This window comes from Psychrobacter sp. N25K4-3-2 (assembly GCF_015351755.1).
In the GTDB taxonomy this organism is placed as follows: domain Bacteria; phylum Pseudomonadota; class Gammaproteobacteria; order Pseudomonadales; family Moraxellaceae; genus Psychrobacter; species Psychrobacter glaciei.
The window spans coordinates 46,900-64,149 of sequence record NZ_JADKLX010000006.1 but is presented as its reverse complement, the minus strand read 5'-3'; the positions used below and the strand labels follow the sequence as shown (position 1 = coordinate 64,149).

15 protein-coding genes are annotated in these 17,250 nt (G+C 43.0%); 5 read left to right on the top strand and 10 right to left on the bottom strand.

All coding sequences use genetic code 11. The features are described 5' to 3' along the window. Positions 1–42: 42 nt before the first annotated feature. Entirely contained in the window at positions 43–261 is a 219-nt protein-coding gene (locus IOD06_RS12310) for a DUF2788 domain-containing protein (protein WP_010200696.1), read from the bottom strand. Positions 262–818: 557 nt separating this feature from the next. Between IOD06_RS12310 and argS the strand changes: the two genes are divergently transcribed. From argS to IOD06_RS12295, 3 genes are all read left to right on the top strand, one after another. Beyond that, entirely contained in the window at positions 819–2,648 is a 1,830-nt protein-coding gene (gene argS / locus IOD06_RS12305) for an arginine--tRNA ligase (protein WP_194621092.1), read from the top strand. A 155-nt stretch (positions 2,649–2,803) separates the two neighbouring features. Then, entirely contained in the window at positions 2,804–3,619 is an 816-nt protein-coding gene (locus IOD06_RS12300) for an SPOR domain-containing protein (protein ID WP_194621091.1), read from the top strand. Between the two features lie 143 nt (positions 3,620–3,762). Continuing rightward, positions 3,763–4,857 carry a PTS transporter subunit IIC gene (locus IOD06_RS12295; RefSeq protein ID WP_194621090.1) on the top strand — a complete coding sequence of 365 codons (1,095 nt, stop codon included), beginning with the start codon at positions 3,763–3,765 and terminating at the stop codon, positions 4,855–4,857. 116 nt (positions 4,858–4,973) lie between these two features. On the opposite strand, the gene IOD06_RS12290 is transcribed toward IOD06_RS12295, so the two are convergent. The 5 genes from IOD06_RS12290 to rdgB form a co-directional block, all read right to left on the bottom strand. Continuing rightward, positions 4,974–5,990, bottom strand: a complete 1,017-nt coding sequence (locus IOD06_RS12290; RefSeq protein WP_194621089.1) for an SDR family oxidoreductase — start codon at positions 5,988–5,990, stop codon at positions 4,974–4,976. Positions 5,991–6,359: 369 nt separating this feature from the next. Further along, entirely contained in the window at positions 6,360–7,637 is a 1,278-nt protein-coding gene (gene clpX / locus IOD06_RS12285) for an ATP-dependent protease ATP-binding subunit ClpX (RefSeq protein WP_189586686.1), read from the bottom strand. Positions 7,638–7,753: 116 nt separating this feature from the next. Continuing rightward, the gene (clpP, locus tag IOD06_RS12280; RefSeq protein WP_010200686.1) at positions 7,754–8,401 is read right to left on the bottom strand and encodes an ATP-dependent Clp endopeptidase proteolytic subunit ClpP; all 648 of its coding nucleotides are present in this window, start codon (positions 8,399–8,401) and stop codon (positions 7,754–7,756) included. A 448-nt stretch (positions 8,402–8,849) separates the two neighbouring features. Beyond that, positions 8,850–10,193, bottom strand: coding sequence for a trigger factor (gene tig, locus IOD06_RS12275; RefSeq protein ID WP_194621088.1), 1,344 nt, complete (start codon positions 10,191–10,193; stop codon positions 8,850–8,852). 408 nt (positions 10,194–10,601) lie between these two features. Beyond that, a complete protein-coding gene (rdgB, locus tag IOD06_RS12270; protein WP_227670048.1) occupies positions 10,602–11,264 on the bottom strand; it encodes an RdgB/HAM1 family non-canonical purine NTP pyrophosphatase in 663 nt (220 codons plus the stop codon). Between the two features lie 541 nt (positions 11,265–11,805). Here rdgB and IOD06_RS12265 point away from each other — a divergent pair. After that, the gene (locus IOD06_RS12265; RefSeq protein ID WP_194621087.1) at positions 11,806–12,435 is read left to right on the top strand and encodes a superoxide dismutase; all 630 of its coding nucleotides are present in this window, start codon (positions 11,806–11,808) and stop codon (positions 12,433–12,435) included. Between the two features lie 137 nt (positions 12,436–12,572). Here IOD06_RS12265 and IOD06_RS12260 read toward each other — a convergent pair whose 3' ends face one another. Continuing rightward, entirely contained in the window at positions 12,573–13,313 is a 741-nt protein-coding gene (locus tag IOD06_RS12260; protein ID WP_194621086.1) for an SDR family oxidoreductase, read from the bottom strand. A gap of 329 nt (positions 13,314–13,642) precedes the next feature. Here IOD06_RS12260 and IOD06_RS12255 point away from each other — a divergent pair, with 329 nt between their 5' ends. Beyond that, a complete protein-coding gene (locus IOD06_RS12255) occupies positions 13,643–14,134 on the top strand; it encodes a hypothetical protein (RefSeq protein WP_194621085.1) in 492 nt (163 codons plus the stop codon). Positions 14,135–14,165: 31 nt separating this feature from the next. On the opposite strand, the gene IOD06_RS12250 is transcribed toward IOD06_RS12255, so the two are convergent. From IOD06_RS12250 to IOD06_RS12240, 3 genes are all read right to left on the bottom strand, one after another. After that, positions 14,166–14,867, bottom strand: coding sequence for a tetratricopeptide repeat protein (locus tag IOD06_RS12250; protein ID WP_227670047.1), 702 nt, complete (start codon positions 14,865–14,867; stop codon positions 14,166–14,168). A gap of 256 nt (positions 14,868–15,123) precedes the next feature. Next, on the bottom strand, positions 15,124–16,293 hold the full coding sequence (locus IOD06_RS12245; protein ID WP_194621084.1) for a metal-dependent hydrolase: 1,170 nt from the start codon (positions 16,291–16,293) through the stop codon (positions 15,124–15,126). A gap of 107 nt (positions 16,294–16,400) precedes the next feature. Further along, the gene (locus IOD06_RS12240) at positions 16,401–17,219 is read right to left on the bottom strand and encodes a DUF72 domain-containing protein (protein ID WP_194621083.1); all 819 of its coding nucleotides are present in this window, start codon (positions 17,217–17,219) and stop codon (positions 16,401–16,403) included. Positions 17,220–17,250 lie beyond the last annotated feature (31 nt).

Below are 17,250 nucleotides of genomic sequence, written 5' to 3'. Positions count from 1 at the left end.
GGTGTTTATGACCCGTCATTGGAAGGTGAAAATATACCCGAATTAAATGAGCCACTTCTTAAAAGCAACTTCTAATAATATCTTGAGTAAAAATCCTACAAAGCCCGCACCCAGCGCCAAGAAAATCCAAAAAGTACCTGCTCGCCCAGCTTCAGATTTTTTAGAGATATCCCAAACAATAAAGAATAAAAACGCAATGAATATAGGTAATAATACGTATAGTCCCCAACTGGTGACGGTACTGGCGGCAATGGCAAACATGGCATAATCCTATAAAGTAGTAACATACCGTCTATTTAACGCTATCATTCTATGGTTTCTTTGATAGAAATCGCCCTAAGAAAAGCGTATCACCCTCAAATAATGAGCAGTAATAAATAAAACAATAAATGAAAATTAAATAGAAGGGAAAAATACAAAGTATCATTATAACGCGGAAGCAAGTGGGTATAAACTGATGCTAATGAGTCGACAACAGTAACGCTACAATTAGTAGGGCTAACTGTTCATTGCCCATCCTAAATCGCAGCCTATTTATACCGTCTCTTTGGGATTTATAATGAACGATAGCATAGCTAGGCCTTTTAGCTGCATAAATTACTCGCGTTAACTGTTATAACCGTAAGATTTTAGTGCTAATTTTGGTGCAAATGGTGCAATAAAGCGCAAAGATTGTTATATTTACAGGTTACTTATCCTTTTGTACTATTTTATCCCTTGCAATGTCGGTCGCTATTATAATGGGCAGTTATCGACTGCTCGCATTCGCCACATTTTTACACCGTTTTTGTTGTTTATTTAACTGAGTTCAAATCCTTATGTCACAAGCCCAAATTGATACACTTGCATCACTATTCAACGATGCTATTCATACCTTACAAGCCGATGGCACACTACCTGCTGACTGGCAAAACAACAGCCAAATCACCCGTACGAAAGACTTGAGCCATGGTGATTTTGCCAGTAATATCGCGCTTACTGCTGCCAAAGCTGCCAAGGCCAATCCACGCCAGCTTGCCGAAAAAATCGTCAATGCCTTGCCTGAAAATCAAGACATTCGCCAAGTAGAAATCGCTGGTCCAGGCTTTATTAATGTCTTTTTAAATGCCGAGGCTAAGTTTTCGGTACTAGACGATATCTTTGCGTTACAAGATCGTTTTGGCTTAAGTGATCAGTTTGAAGGGCAAAAAATTCAAGTTGAGTTTGTCTCTGCCAATCCAACGTCTAGTTTGCATGTCGGTCACGGGCGTGGTGCTGCATTTGGCATGAGCGTGTCAAACCTGCTAGAAGCGATTGGCTATGACGTCACCCGCGAATATTATGTCAATGACGCTGGCCGTCAAATGGACATCTTAGCGACCAGTACGTATCTGCGTTATCTAGAAGCTAACGGCGAGGAAATACAGTTTCCCGTTAATGGTTATCAAGGCGACTATGTCAGTGATATCGCAGAAACGCTAAAAGCACAACATGGCACGAGCTACGTGCATAGTTTTGCAGACGTTGCTAAAGATGCGCCAGAAGATGCACAGTTTGAAATCAATGCCGATGGCGAAAAAGTTTTGCTATCAGGTGATAAAGAAGCCCATATCGATGGTTTGATTGCCAATAGTAAAGCATTGCTTGGTGAGGGCTATGAGCTGTTTTTAAATGCCGCATTGAGCAGTATTTTGGCTGATATTAAAGACGACTTAAATGACTTTGGTGTGCGTTACGAGTGTTGGTTTAGCGAAAGATCGATCGATAGCGAGATTGAGCCAGTACTACAAGTTTTAGATGACAAAGGTTATCTGTACGAAAAAGACGGTAATATTTGGTTTAAATCGACCGACTTTGGTGATGAAAAAGACCGTGTGGTACGCCGTGCTAATGGTCAATCTACCTACTTTGCTTCTGATATCGCTTATCATAAGAATAAGTTTGATCGTGGTTTTGATAAAGTCGTCAACGTTTGGGGCGCGGATCACCATGGTTATGTGCCACGGGTAAAAGCGGCTTTATTAGCTTTGGGAATTGATGCAGAACGCCTCGATGTGGTGTTGGTACAGTTCGTGGCGCTATGGCGCGGTAGTGAAAAAGTACAAATGTCATCGCGTTCTGGTCAGTTTGTGACTCTGCGCGAGCTGCGTGCAGAAGTCGGTAATGACGCTGCGAGATTCTATTATGTGGCACGTAAGCCTGAAGTGCATATTGACTTTGATTTAGAGCTTGCCAAATCACAAAGCAAAGACAACTTGGTTTACTACATTCAATATGCGCATGCACGGGTTTGCCGCGTATTAGAAAAGCTAGAAGTCAGTGGTCTAGTGGTAGACGATTTGATAGGGGCACAGCATCAAAACTTGCTGACAGCGCCTAGCGAAGATGAGCTCATCAAACTCTTAGCGGCCTATCCAGCGACACTGTTACGAGCAGCGACTGGCTATGAGCCGCATGTACTGACCAACTATCTAAAAGAGTTGGCAGCGCTATTCCATGGCTGGTACGATACCAATCGTATTTTACCGGTGAGCTTAACTTCAGGCGAAACACCAAGTCAGGAAGAGATTGAATTGATGCAAGCACGTCTGCGTTTGTCTAAAGCAGTACGTCAAGTATTGGCCAATGGGCTTAGTTTATTAGGGCTATCCGCACCGTCTAGCATGTAATAACTTTCTAACATGTAGTGTCTTTCTAACATGTAGTGTCTTTCTAACATGTAGTGTCTTTCTAACATGTAGTGTCTTTCTAACATGTAGAATGAGTATAGGCGACCGATAGCAATAATTCGATAATGATAGATTCAGTAGGGAGAAAGAGATCCATGCTAGCCAAAAAACCTAAAGGCGCGACCGAAAAGCGCAAATCAAGTAGCGTATCAGGTTTATTATGGATGTTTGTCGGGGCAGTATTGACCTTAATGATTGGCGTGTTTTTGTACCTTTCGCCATTGTTCGATTTCAGCCCCGCTGATAGCACTGCCGGCAATGATCCTGATCGTCAGGTAGAGCCTCGCATCGATACTGATACTGATAATAGCGATTACGAGTTCTACGATATATTGCCCAATCAAGAAATGGCCACTATTCCTGATGAAAATATCAGTGAGACAGGTAATGATGGCTTGGGTAGTATCGGTGCTTTTGAACCGGACGTCGTCGTCACTCAACCAGAGAACAACTCAGCCAGTCGCAACGATGATACGGGTAACTTCGGTATTTCTGAAAGCACCTCTATCGAGCCGAGCCGTGGTAGCAATGCTGGCACGAGTAATAATAGCGATGATATTGTTATCGTTGAAGAAGACGCTACCTATGACAGTGCGCCGGCTAATGGCAATACAGCAAACCGTACCAATAATGCAGGGGCGAATACGGCTAGTATTCAACCTGCGAAGCCTGCAGCGACTTATATCTTGCAGATTAATAGCTTCGGTGATGCTGATGAAGCCGATCGTCGCCGTGCCCAAGTGTTGATGGCAGGTGTAGACGCTAGAGTGGTCAAAAACACCACGGGCAATGGCTTGCCTATCTATCAGGTTATTTCGCGCCCAATGAATAACCGTCAAGCAGTCACTACTGCTCAGCAGCGCCTACAAAATAATGGCATTGATTCTATTATTGTTGAGCAGCGCCGCTAAGTTGCGCCTAATAGCTGCCATACTCATTTATTAATAATAAAAAAAGCGTCGCAATGGCGTTTTTTTTATCTCTGTTTTTTGGCAAAGTTATTTTTTCTGTTGGTTTATTATCTCTCATCAAAAATTTCATAAAGAGCGTGGCTATGACTGTCTCTGATTCAGCAACACCGCCTAACGGCTTGATAAAAGCATTTTTCCAAAAGTATTTCATCGATGCATTTACTGGTATGGCTTTAGGGCTATTTGTCACATTGATTGCTGGTTTGATTATTTCACAAATCGGTGGTTGGTTAGACATGCCAGCACTCATTGCGGTCGGGAAATTGGCCTCTATATTAATGGGGGCTGGTATCGGTGTGGGCATTGCGTATTATCTCAAAGCACCGACTTTGGTTATGCTCAGCTGCTTGGTCGCAGGGATGCTTGGTGCGCACTCTGAAGCGTTGATGGCAGGTACGCTTTTTACCCCGCAAGTGGGTGGACCGGCGACATTCGTGGCTTTGCCCGGCAATCCTATTGGCGCATATTTGACCTCAGTATTTGCTTATCGCGCTGGTACTTGGGTCGCTGGCAAGACCAAACTTGATATTTTGTTAATTCCTTTATTGGTCTGTGCCGTCGCATTGGCAGTTTGCGCCTTGCTTAATCCGCCTATCGTTGCGGCTGTCGCTGCTATTGGTCAAGGTATTCAAGCGGCTACTGAGCTACAGCCATTACTAATGGGTATTGTTATCGCAGTCGTGGTCGGTATTTTGCTGACAATGCCCACTTCAAGCGCTGCCATTTGTATCGCTATTGGACTTGGTGGTGTAGCAGGTGGCGCTGCTGTGGTTGGTTGTGCGGCGCATATGATTGGTTTTGCCGTTGCCAGTTTTAAAGACAATGGGGTTAGCGGTGTGATATCTCAGGGTCTAGGCACGAGTATGCTACAGATTCCCAATGTGCTAAAAAAACCTGTGGTCTTATTGCCTGCCGTTGTCGCTAGTGCCATCGTCGGTCCTATCGCCACGGTGGGCTTTGGCTTGGCATGTACGGCGACAGGCGCGGGTATGGGCACTGCTGGACTGGTCGGGGTGTTTGGGGTCATTGAAGCGTCACAAGAGATTATGAGTAGCGCTCAGTTATGGACAGCGATTATTTTATTGATGTTCGTATTGCCTGCGCTGATTGCTGGGGTCGTCGCTTATATGATGCGTCGTCTGGGCTGGTTAGTTGATGGTGATATGAAACTGCCTTAATCCTCAAGGACTATTTGACCTTTTCGATATTTCGATAAGGCTAAAAATCAAAAAAGCCCTGATAATGTAGCAGGGCTTTTTTGACCGTCTTTATCTTTATCTGAATCTTATAGCGACTAGGCCGATTTACGAGCACCAGTTCTGGCAGGTTTCTTGCCTTTGAATTTGCGTGACAGCTTATGGACGTCATTCAGTATCTTGCTATAGCTTGATGGAAACACGCGCTGTACGGCGTCGATTATTTTGGCATCGTTACCGATCAAGCAGCGTGGCTGATTGGTCGCGGCGGCTTGCAGAATAATCCAAGCCGCTTCACTGGCATCAAACTTTAAAAATTTATTAAAACTACTGATCGCTTTGCTGCCACCCCGCATGCCAAGGTCACTGATGCTGTCATTACCACGCGCACTATTGGCGATATTGGTTTTGATGCCACCTGGATGGATGCAAGTGGCTGAGACGCCGCAGCGCTGAATATTCAGCTCTTGACGCAGGCTTTCGGTAAAGCCACGTACCGCAAATTTGCTAGAGTTATAGGCAGATTGCGAAGGCTGAGCGGTCAAACCAAAGAGACTTGAGATATTAATGATATGACCGTGCTCAGTAAATTGGCGTGCTTTGCTGTCTTTACCATTTTTAGTCGATTCGCTTTCTTTGACGCTATTTTTGATTAAAGGTAAAAATGCCTTGGTGCCATAGACCACGCCCCAAAAATTGATATCCATGACCCATTCCAGCTCATCGATACTGCTACCTTCTACGGTCGAGTATAGCGCTACGCCTGCATTGTTAAAGATAAAGTTTACTTTGCCGTGATCTCTCATGACGTCGTCTGCCCATGCTTGCACCGCTTTATTGTCTGAGACATCGAGTACGGTCATGGTGACTTTGACATCATAACCGACGAGCAGTTCTTTGGTTTGGGCTAACTGCTCGGGATTGATATCGGATAGCGCGACATGACAACCCATTTGTGCTAAATGCACGGCAAGCTCACGACCCATACCAGATCCTGCACCGGTAATGGCGGCAACATGATTGCGATAATAAGGGGCAATATCATGGTTTTTATTGGCAGAAAAAGGTAGGTGCTGACGCAGGGAGGTTGCTATAGAAGTAACGTTGTTAAGCATGATAAACAGTCCTTTGTATCATCTGTGATGGAGTCTGGATAGTGCATTTGGCCTTAGCTCTACTGGGCATAAACTCTGAGAGTAAAGCATAAATAGAACCTCTACCTTAGCATGGTTTATAAGGTTAGCTGCCTGCGATTGATAAACGCAGCTGTCATTTTTTGAGCCACTTATAGTCAGTGAAAAGTAATATCGAACCATGAAGCACTGCTGATATCCATTTTTCTTGCTTGCTGTGCCTGCGCAGACAGAGGCGACAAAAAACAGACATAAAAAAAGCGTCTTAGCATAATGCCAGACGCTTTTTTTGATGACAGCCAATTAAGTAATTAGCTGTCATCATTGAACTATAAATTAAGCCATTTCAAATTAAGCAATTTCAGGGGTTTTGCCGTCATTAATCACTTCCTCATCGACGAGCACGGTCTTCGCATCTTTCATAGATGGCAGCTCATACATAGTATCAAGCAAAGCATTTTCTACGATAGAGCGTAAACCGCGAGCACCCGTTTTGCGCGCCATTGCTTTTTTGGCAATCGCATCAAGCGCTTCTTTGGTAAAGCTAATATCAGCGCCTTCCATATCGAACAAGTACTTATATTGCTTAACCAAGGCGTTCTTTGGCTCCGTCAATATCTGCACCAACGCTTCTTCATCAAGCTCTTTTAGGGCAGCGAGCACTGGCAAACGACCAATCAGCTCAGGAATCAAACCGAACTTGATTAAATCTTCTGGCTCGACTTGCTGTAGCAAATCTGAGCTACGTTTACTATCGTCTTTTGAGCTGACATCAGCATTGAAGCCAATACCGGTTTTTTCTGTACGCTGCTGAATCACCGCATCAAGACCGGCAAAAGCACCACCAACGATGATAAGGATGTTACTGGTATCGACTTGAATCAGCTCTTGTTGTGGATGCTTACGACCACCGTGCGGCGGGATAGCAGCAACCGTACCTTCAATAAGCTTTAGCAAGGCTTGCTGTACGCCTTCACCTGATACATCACGCGTGATAGAAGGGTTGTCGCCTTTCTTACTGATTTTATCAATCTCATCAATATAGATAATGCCTTGCTCAGCTTTAGCTACATCGTAATCTGACGCTTGTAGCAGTTTTTGTACGATGTTTTCAACGTCTTCACCCACATAACCTGCTTCAGTCAAGGTAGTCGCATCTGCCATTGCAAAAGGTACATCAAGTAGACGAGCCAAGGTTTGTGCCAGTAGCGTTTTACCAGAGCCTGTCGGACCAATTAGCAAGATGTTACTCTTAGCCAATTCAACCATAGCATCGTCAGCGCCAATCTTAGATTTTTTGCTGTCATTGGCTAAAGTCTGGCTGACTTTGAGACGCTTATAATGGTTATAAACAGCGACCGCCAGTGCTTTCTTAGCAGCGTCTTGTCCGATGACATATTCATCGAGCTTGGCACGCAACTCTTTTGGCGTTGGTAGCTTTTTATTGACCCAAGAGGTATCAATCTCGCTATCAGCATCGTCATTGTCATTGTCGGTATCTGCAATCAGATCGGTACACAATTCGATGCACTCATTACAGATATTGGCATCATCAGCGGCGATCAGCTGTTTTACTTCGCTTTTTTCTTTGCCACAAAAAGAGCAATGCGGTGTTTTATCTTTTGCCATATAAAGGCGCTCCTAAAATTTAAAACTTACAAATATTTTGATTTTTGACATCAAAGCCAAAACGCATAACGTTCAGGCTTTTGATGCTCATCAAAGCTTGTGCTCTTATGCAGTAATTATAAAGAAGCAGGGCGACGCTCTAATACTGCATCGACCAAACCGTATTCTTTGGCTTCTTCGGCATCCAACCAATAATCACGCTCGACGTCTTTTTCAATTTTTTCTACTGGCTGACCCGTACGCTCAGCTAATATCTTATTCAAACGTGCACGAGTTTTTAGAATTTCGCGCGCATTAATTTCGATATCAGTTGCTTGACCTTGTGCGCCACCTGATGGTTGGTGAATCATCACTCGAGCATTGGCTAGGGCATAACGCTTGCCTTTCTCTCCAGCTGCCAATAGGAATGAACCCATGCTATACGCGCCGCCCATGCAAATGGTCGATACTTCAGGCTTGATAAAGTTCATGGTATCAAAAATAGCCAAACCAGCACTTACTGAGCCGCCTGGTGAGTTGATATACAAGTGAATATCTTTATCAGGATTTTCAGCTTCTAAAAACAATAGCTGTGCGACGATCAAGTTGGCCATATGGTCTTCGACTTGACCGGTCAAAAAGATAACGCGCTCACGTAATAGGCGTGAGAAAATATCGAACGAGCGTTCACCGCGCGCTGATTGTTCTACAACCATAGGCACTAATGCAGCCTGAGGGGCGCTTTGAGTGTGTTGCGCGCTTTGGGCAGTATTGTGCGCACTCATCAGCATATCAAAATGCGGGTTAGCAGTAATACGATCATAATCTGTCATAAAGATGTCCTGTTTATAAGTACATAAAATAAAGAGAATAAAGAAATATGGATTAGCGAACAGCCAAGCTTTTATTAATGCTTATCATTGTAAATGTTGCCATCTTTTAATAATACTAACTGGCTAAAATAATAAGCGCCAGATGTCGCTAAAAATAATTGAGCCAATGGTAACTTTTTTATGGGGGCAATAGTAACGTTTTAATGTGACAAACGATAAATGACTCCCTATTAATAAGGTGTCTATATGGATTTATCAAGGGGAGCTGCTATAAAGTATGGATAAAGATAGCATATAAGCCACCAATAAAAATGCCCCAACAAAGTGTTGGGGCATCGTTCAAGCATGGTTACCGATTAGCGCTGATGTGACGACACTGATGAATAATCAGAGCATCATCTTACATCGCTTGCTGCTGTTGTTGCTGAGCAGCTAGCAAGTCTTGGTAGCTCACTTCTTTATCAGTTACTTTACCTTGCTCGATTAGATAATCAACCACTTGGTCTTCTAGTACCACAGACTCAATGTTAGCGCGCTGCTGCTTATCAGTGGTGTAATACTCGATTACCTCGCTTGGATCTTCGTAGTTTTCAGCCGCTTCTTTGATGAATGTCTCAACGCGTGCTTGATCTACTTCTAAGCCTTTGGTATCGATAACACGAGCAACGATGATGCCAAGACGGGCAGCACGTAGCGCTTGCTCTTCAAATAGCTCATTTGGTAGCATGTCTTTATCGAAGCTTTCAGCATTAGAGCCGAACTGCTGAGAAAAACGTTGCATCATCATGTTGCGTTGACGCTCGATTTCTTGCTCTAGCATAGCGTTTGGTACGTCAAACTCATTCTTTTCTAGCAATGCGTCAAAAGTCGCTTGCTTAACTTGGCTACGCGCAGCGTTTTTGATTTCGCGTTCCATATTTTTGCGTACGTCGTCTTTTAGTTTTTCAACGCCGCCTTCTTTTACGCCGAATAGCTCTAGGAACGCATCGTCGATTTCAGGTAGCTTAGATTTTTCAACCAGTTTTACGTTGATTTTGAACTGAGCTTCTTTACCCGCTAGGTTTTCAGCTTGGTAATCTTCTGGGAAAGTCACTTCGATGATTTTTTCTTCGCCAGCTTTCATGCCTTTGATACCCGCTTCAAAGCCAGGAATCATTTGGTTGCTACCGATAACCAATTTGAAGTCTTCAGCAGAGCCGCCTTCGAATTTTTCGCCGTCGATAGAACCTTCAAAGTCAAAAGTCACTTGGTTGTCTTTCGCAGCCATGCCTTTTTTCTCAACGAATTCTTCACGTTGCTTTTGTAGGTTTTCGATCATGGTGTCAACGTCAGCTTCATCAACCTTGGCAGTATGACGCTCAACTTCGATCTCATCAATACCTTGTACGTCTACTTCTGGGAAGATTTCAACAGTCGCTTGATAAACCAAGAAATCATCTTCAAGTTTTACGTCGTCGATGTTAGGCATGCCAACAGCGCGGATGTCTTCAGATTTGATCGCTTCAAAAACAGTATCACGGATCACATCGTTGATAACTTCTTGTTGAATGCCAGCACCGTACTGAGAGCGGATGTGTGACATAGGGACGTTACCTTTACGGAAACCGTCAATCTTGGCAGTTTTCGCAACTTGGCGAATACGGCCTTCAACTTTGTTTTGAATTTTTTCGACAGGTACTTTAACTGTCAATTGGGTTTCTTTGTTAGATAGCTTGTTGGTTGTGACTTGTAAATCTGTAGCCATGTTAATTACACCTTTAGGATTAGATAGTACTTAAAATTAAGCAGTACTTAGGATTAAATGGTAATAGACAAACCGAGCCTCAAAATACGGGCGTGTACAACGGATTGCCGTTGGAATAAATAGGGGACAATGATAGCCCGCAACGTCCATATCAGTGTCAGTAGCAATCGCTGCCAGCACAAAATATAAAACTGCTGAGGTTGTAAATGCTATTAAATATCAATAATAAACCGTTAATGCACCGCATAATAACGCTTTTTGGTGAATTATACAGACATATAACGGTTTTCGACAAAATTTTTAAAAGTAGAACAGTATAATCTATCTGTTTATTAAAGTAAAAATTATCTGTTTGGTGTCATGTTTCCTTATGTTGCTCACCTTTATAAGCGCACTTATTAAGGACACTTATAAAGGCAGTTGCGCCAATAGCTGCTGAATGGCCTGACCGCGATGACTGATACTGTTTTTATCAGCAGCGCTCAGACTGGCTGCACTGGTTTGCAAGTCAGGTAACCAAAACAATGGATCATAGCCAAAGCCACCGTCACCATGCGCTGTCTCTGAAATCTCGCCATGCCATAATCCTTGGGCGATAATCGGCAATGGATCGTCAGAATGGCGCACCATCGCCAGTACGCAAACAAATAACCCTTTGATAGGCTCGTTAGCGTGCTCAGTACGAATAGGCTGCAAGTCAGCAATGAGCTTAGCGTTATTTTTACTATCGTTACCATGCTCACCAGCATAGCGAGCAGAGTAAATCCCCGGTGCGTTACCGAGTGCAGGCACACACAGTCCTGAGTCATCAGCGATAGCAGGCAATCCACTGATACGACTAGCATGACGGGCTTTAATAATGGCATTTTCTACAAAGCTCAAGCCATCCTCGATGGCATCTTCGATATCGAGCTGACCTTGCGGGATGATCGTCACCTCTAGATTGGCCTCAGCGAATAACCGTTTAAACTCAGCCAACTTGCCTTTGTTATTACTGGCGAGCACCCATTGGGCAATTGGTGCTGATTGTGTCGTCTGTAGGGGAGTATCGATGGTGCTCGTGTTGGTCATAGTGTCTTTCCGTTAAGTGTCGATATAAAGTTTGACTACTCTGAATTTTGCCTTTTGGCGTTCTTTTAGTATTGTTATAAACCTGTTCAATAGTCATATTTGACCTATCATTTATCTTTTTGAGATAGGTTAGGCTATCTGCTGATACATAGCCAATCGCTATACTTATTGTACGGTCTATAACATTTGGTAACTGATACTTTTGGTCATTGTTGCTATAATACTCGCCAAGCTACAGCGAGTTATATCCTGTAACTTTTGAATACTTAATTAATAAATGCTCATGAAGTCAAACACTTGGCTTTTAAGCAAAGAATAATAGCAAGCAGTAACCGCTAGGTTCATTTTGGATTCATAATAATACGTGATATTGTATTGAGCAGTACCCTGTATCAAGCAATACCATTCATTTCTAACAATAAACTCAGCCAATTTAGTCCGCTATTTTATAGTGTTTTTTGCGGTGTAAAAATAGCGTAAAATTCAATCTCTATAATACGTTTTTATAAACTAACGGCTAAACAGCAAGGATAAAATAATTATGTCAAATATTACATTGCCAGACCTACCATATGCAAAAGACGCGCTAGAGCCACATATCAGTGCCGAGACGTTAGAGTATCATCATGACAAGCATCATGCCGCTTATGTAAACAAGCTAAAAGACTTGTTACCAGGTTCTGGTCTAGAAGACAAAACATTGCCAGAAATCATCGTAGCAACTGCTAAAGATGACAGCAAGCAAGGTATGTTCAACCAAGCAGCCCAAGTATGGAACCACACGTTCTACTGGAACTGCATGACGCCTACAAACGGTGGTGGCGAACCTACTGGCGATCTAAAAGCGAAAATCGAAGAAGATTTCGGTAGCTACGACAAGTTCCGTGAAGAGTTCAAAAACGCAGCATTGACTCAATTCGGTTCAGGTTGGGCATGGTTAGTCGCTGATAAAGTCGGTGGCAAACTGTCTATCGCTAAAACTGCTAATGCTGATACCCCACTTGCACATGACCAAATCGCTGTATTGACTTGTGATGTGTGGGAACATGCGTACTATATCGACTATCGTAACCGTCGTCCTGACTACGTAGATACGTTCCTAGACAAGCTAGTGAACTGGGACTACGCAAATGCAAAATATAAAGGTCAAGATGCTGGCGTTGAGGCATAAGCTTTAACGACTAAGTATTTGATTGATAAAAAAGGACGCCGCGAGGTGTCCTTTTTTTATGTGCTAGCTTTCTATATAGCATTATAGCTCTCTATTTCGATATCCGATCAACATATATCTTTAATAGAGTAGCGCTATTAGGCGATACCGCCATTTGCGCCGATATTTTGTCCAGTAACCCAAGCTGCTTCTTCACTGACCAAAAACGCCACCACACGGGCGATATCGACTGGCTCACCGATACGATTAAACGGTGACATGCTAGCGAGGCTTTCTACCGTATCATCTGCTTTGCCTTCGTGGAACAGCTCGGTATCGGTAGGGCCGGGAGAGACTGCATTGACCGTAATTCCTCGCGTGCCAACTTCTTTAGAGAAGATTCTGGTCAGCTGATCAACTGCACCTTTGGTCGCGCAATAGGTGCTATAAGTGGGCAGCATCATGCGAGTAGTCGTGCTTGAGAGGTTGACGATACGACCGCCATCATTAAGTTTAGTCGCTGCTTCACGCAATGTATTAAACGTGCCTTTTACATTGATAGAGAAAATACGGTCAAAGTCTTCATCGGTGGTCTCTGCGATGGGTTTGCAGATAATCACGCCTGCGCTGTTTACCAAGATATCTGGCTTACCAAATGCATCAATAGTGGTATCAAACATCGCTTCGACTTGTTTGGCACTACTGACATCTGCTTGCACGGCAATGGCTTCACCACCTGCTGATTTAATCTGGCTTACGATATCATTCGCTGCTGAATCATCATTTGCATAATTAATGACGGTTTTAGCTCCTGATTCTGCGAGTAATAGGGCTATCTGTGCGCCGATACCTTTTGATGAACCGGTTACAATCGCGATTTTATTTTTTAGTGTTGTCATCGATATTTTCCCCAATATTATAAATAGATATCAGCACGCCTATATGGCGTTTTGACTGATGATTTTTAATTAACGATACAGACATTACCAGTGTGCAAAGACAATGAGTAGAGCGGTTACGTATAATTATTTTAGGATAAGCTTATCCATTGTGTCTACGCAGATGTAAAGTATAAAGATGAGGATGTTGGCGTTGAAAAGTATTCTTTAGCTATTAAGTATCGAAGCGTCCTTTTTTTGTGATTTTATAACTATAGGTAGGTTATGCTAATGTCGAAATGATAACTGCTATACTTATGTTTTTTAATATATTGATTTCAGGGGTAATAGTGGAAACGTTCTTAATAGTTGCTGTGATAACGGTAGTTTTGTTTCTCTTTATGAAAGGGCTTTTTTCTTTTAAAAATGCTACCCAGTTAACCCTTAGGCCTTTTAATGAATGGATAGCTCTAGCTAAAGGGAAAAATAAAAAAGAACGAGAAGTAATGAGTCATACCATCTTACTTGAAACTGGAAGTTTGTTAGAGAAAGCAAATATAATTTCACAGAGAGAGTTCGAGAAAATATTCTCAGGCTCTAGTATTTATGCTTCAGACGTTATAATACTAACCTTGATCACGACTCATATTCAGGATCATTTCTCAGAGTCTAGCGAGTTTCCCTTGAACGAATCAAAACAGGCTAGAATTTACTTTTATAACTGTTTTTGTAGGTTGTATTTTGAGGGTTTTTATTCTGAAAGCAGTATTTATAAGGGTAAAGACTCTTTAATAGCTATGGCTAGGTATGCTAATGATAAAGAACAACAGCCATGGGATTAAGTTTATGCAATTTAACTATGCATACAGAGAACTATTTTTTAGGTAATAATCGATAAACGGTGCAAGCATCTTGAAAACCATTTTTGCAAGACTTGCCTAACCAATCACGTGCCTTAGTATCATCTTGTTGCACACCTTTGCCAAAATGATACATCCTACCAAGATTAAATTGAGCTTGCGCATTACCTTGGTTAGCTGATCTTGTGTACCATTCAAATGCCTTGGCATAGTTTTGTTGTGTGCCTATGCCTTGATCATACATAGCACCAAGGTTGCTTTGAGCTTGCACATTACCTTGGTTAGCTGATTTTAGATACCACTCAAATGCTTTAGCGTTATCCTGTTGTACGCCTATGCCTTTCGCATGCATCAGACTAAGTTCGTACTGAGCACTAGGATAACCCTGATTAGCTGCTTTTTGTACCCATTCAAGTGCCTTGGCATAGTCTTGTTGTACACCTCTTCCTTCCTTGTATGCAAGGCCAACCATGTTCTGAGCGCTAGGATAGCTCTGATTAGCTGATTGTAGGTAAAACTCAAACGCCTTAGCATCATTTTTTTGAGTATGCATTACACCCATAACAAATAGAGCCTCAGCATTACCTTGTCGAGCTGGCTTTTCTGCCCATTCAATGGCTTTAGCAAGATCTTGACGTACGTCTGTACCACCGTAATACATCATTGCAAGATTTATTTGAGCTCGCGCATCACCTTGGCTAGCTAATCTTTTCATAAGTTTAAAACTATCAGACCCTCTGTTGCTTCCATAATATTTGAATGCTATTACAGATAAGACTATTGCTCCAACTACAAACCAGATAAGTATATAAAATTTCCTAAATAAGACTGCTAGATTTTAAAAAATAAATGCAATTATGAACAACGACTGCAATAGATGAAAGAAAATATACAGCGTATCAAAGTGCTGACGCTGATTGATAATTGCTTGCATCTTACACGCTATAGACACCTTTTAGCCTTATTAAGCACTAATCCTCATCAACCAAAACCCAACCAGAGTCGTTATCCACAACCGACTCGTCAAATACTCTCACAAACCCCTGTTTCACCAACTCAATACGCGATACCTCAGGTTCACCATCAACTTTGATAATAGGTGCGTCTATAGGTGTAATAGATTGCCATGGCGACTCTTGTCCTGTTTTATTAGCCAATACAAAACTAAAGAATGCCGTGTCGCCTGCCATCATGCGCAGGTCATCAACGACCAACTGGATATCTTGTTTGTTTGGTTCAACAGCGTCATCAAGCATCGTTTGAGTTCGGTAGCCTGTCCAATCACCAGAGAACCAATCCAGCCTGTGTGCATAAGGCTGGCTCGCTATTGGTAAATTTGCACGTAGCGTCTGCGAGTTGTCATACTGCGTCAGATAGCGATACTCAGGCAAGCGACTGTCTAAAACGCTACCGCGTATTTCAATCAGTCTATTTTGATCGTCTTCAACGACCGTACGCCACATTAGGATAGTCGGTAGGACAGGCATGGTCTTGATACGGGCTATATTGTCTATTTTGGCAGCTGCTAAGGTTTGCTCAGCTTTGTCTTGCGCGTAATATTTTAGCCCTAACGAAAGCATCAAATAACCACTACTGATAACCAACATCCAAATGGCAAACCGTTGACAGTGGACTAATACACCAGTTTTAAAAATACCAAGCTTGCTGCCTTTTATCAGCCCTATAATCATGGCGATGAGCAATGGCAACGTATATAGCGGATCGATGATAAACATCGACGCAATACTAAAAGGCGTGAGCGATAAAGACTCTTGTAGCGGCCACAGTAATTGTGTGCCATAGACCGTGAAGCTGTCTAAAATTGGATGGGTCGTGAGCGCCAGCGTCATGGCCGTTGCCAAGCGCATCGTAGAGTAAGGCAGAGGCATGTTGCGCCATGCATGATAGCGGCTAATCAGCAAAGCGCCTACGATGCCGACTGCCGTCAGGACAATTAGCGAATGACTAAAACCACGGTGATACGTCATATTACTGATGGGATCAGGATAATTTATTAAGACATCCAAATCGGGCAAAGTGCCCAGCATTGCCCCGTATAGATAGGCTTTGCGTCCTTGGTATTTACCCAGTATCGCACCTTGTACACTAGCGCCTAAGACAATCTGACTGAGTGAATCCATGGTTGTCTACTTGTATGGTTTTTTATTTGGTTTCTTGTTTGATGTCTTATTTGCTTTCTTGTGTGAGTGTGAGCAATGATTGACTGTCACACAAGATAGTTTTTGGTTTAAAGAACCTCAAAATGGTGAGGGGATAATGCCTCACGTAACATCGTAATATTATAATAGGCATGTGCTTTAGTGGTGTTTTGAAAGAAGATATAGAGCGTATCAAAGTGCTGACGCTGATTGGCAATCGCTTGCGCCCAGTCCTGCATCTCCGCCTCGCTATAGCGATAATCATGACGGTCAGCTGCGCTCATCGCATCCCACCAGTTTAGGTTATTGCCATGCATGCGCAGATAGCCAGTGCGTTCGGTAAATATCAACCGTGACGGTGGCAATCCGCTCACCTTTGGGTAATCAACGCTACACCAAATCAGACCTTGCTGCCGAAAGCTATCGACCACTTGCGGCGTATGCCAAGCGTTATGACGAAACTCAATCGTTAATGGATAATCTTGAAACCAACTGACAAGCTCTGCTAGATACAAGCGATGCTCGCGAGTGCGATCAAAGCCGTGCGGGAACTGGAGTAATAATGGGGCTAAAGCATTTGCTTCGATAAGTGGCGATAAGGCGTTTAAAAATGCCTGTGCATGCTCGGCAGTACCTTTGCGGGCATGAGTAAAATCTTGATGCAGTTTGACGGCAAACTTTAACTGACTGTCGGCTTGTACATAAGCTTTATTGACCATCCCAGAAAAGGCTTTTTGTCCAATAGGCGCATAGAAGCTGCTGTTAATCTCAACTGCGCCATATTGCTTGGCGTACTCACATAAAAAGTCGGTTTTTTTGGTGCCCGCTGGATACAGCGTACCGAGCATGTCAGTATCGCTATAGCCACCAGTGCCAAGATAAATACGCGGGGTAGGGGAACTGTCCATGTTGACCACTCACTGCCGTTTTGGGTAATAA

Coding starts and splice junctions, on each gene's coding strand:
- rdgB (WP_227670048.1), bottom strand. CDS start 11,264: ATGACCAACACGAGCACCATCGATACTCCCCTACAGACGACACAATCA.
- IOD06_RS12265 (WP_194621087.1), top strand. CDS start 11,806: ATGTCAAATATTACATTGCCAGACCTACCATATGCAAAAGACGCGCTA.
- IOD06_RS12300 (WP_194621091.1), top strand. CDS start 2,804: ATGCTAGCCAAAAAACCTAAAGGCGCGACCGAAAAGCGCAAATCAAGT.
- IOD06_RS12250 (WP_227670047.1), bottom strand. CDS start 14,867: ATGAAAAGATTAGCTAGCCAAGGTGATGCGCGAGCTCAAATAAATCTT.
- IOD06_RS12240 (WP_194621083.1), bottom strand. CDS start 17,219: ATGGACAGTTCCCCTACCCCGCGTATTTATCTTGGCACTGGTGGCTAT.
- IOD06_RS12260 (WP_194621086.1), bottom strand. CDS start 13,313: ATGACAACACTAAAAAATAAAATCGCGATTGTAACCGGTTCATCAAAA.
- argS (WP_194621092.1), top strand. CDS start 819: ATGTCACAAGCCCAAATTGATACACTTGCATCACTATTCAACGATGCT.
- tig (WP_194621088.1), bottom strand. CDS start 10,193: ATGGCTACAGATTTACAAGTCACAACCAACAAGCTATCTAACAAAGAA.
- IOD06_RS12245 (WP_194621084.1), bottom strand. CDS start 16,293: ATGGATTCACTCAGTCAGATTGTCTTAGGCGCTAGTGTACAAGGTGCG.
- IOD06_RS12295 (WP_194621090.1), top strand. CDS start 3,763: ATGACTGTCTCTGATTCAGCAACACCGCCTAACGGCTTGATAAAAGCA.
- clpX (WP_189586686.1), bottom strand. CDS start 7,637: ATGGCAAAAGATAAAACACCGCATTGCTCTTTTTGTGGCAAAGAAAAA.
- IOD06_RS12310 (WP_010200696.1), bottom strand. CDS start 261: ATGTTTGCCATTGCCGCCAGTACCGTCACCAGTTGGGGACTATACGTA.
- IOD06_RS12290 (WP_194621089.1), bottom strand. CDS start 5,990: ATGCTTAACAACGTTACTTCTATAGCAACCTCCCTGCGTCAGCACCTA.
- clpP (WP_010200686.1), bottom strand. CDS start 8,401: ATGAGTGCGCACAATACTGCCCAAAGCGCGCAACACACTCAAAGCGCC.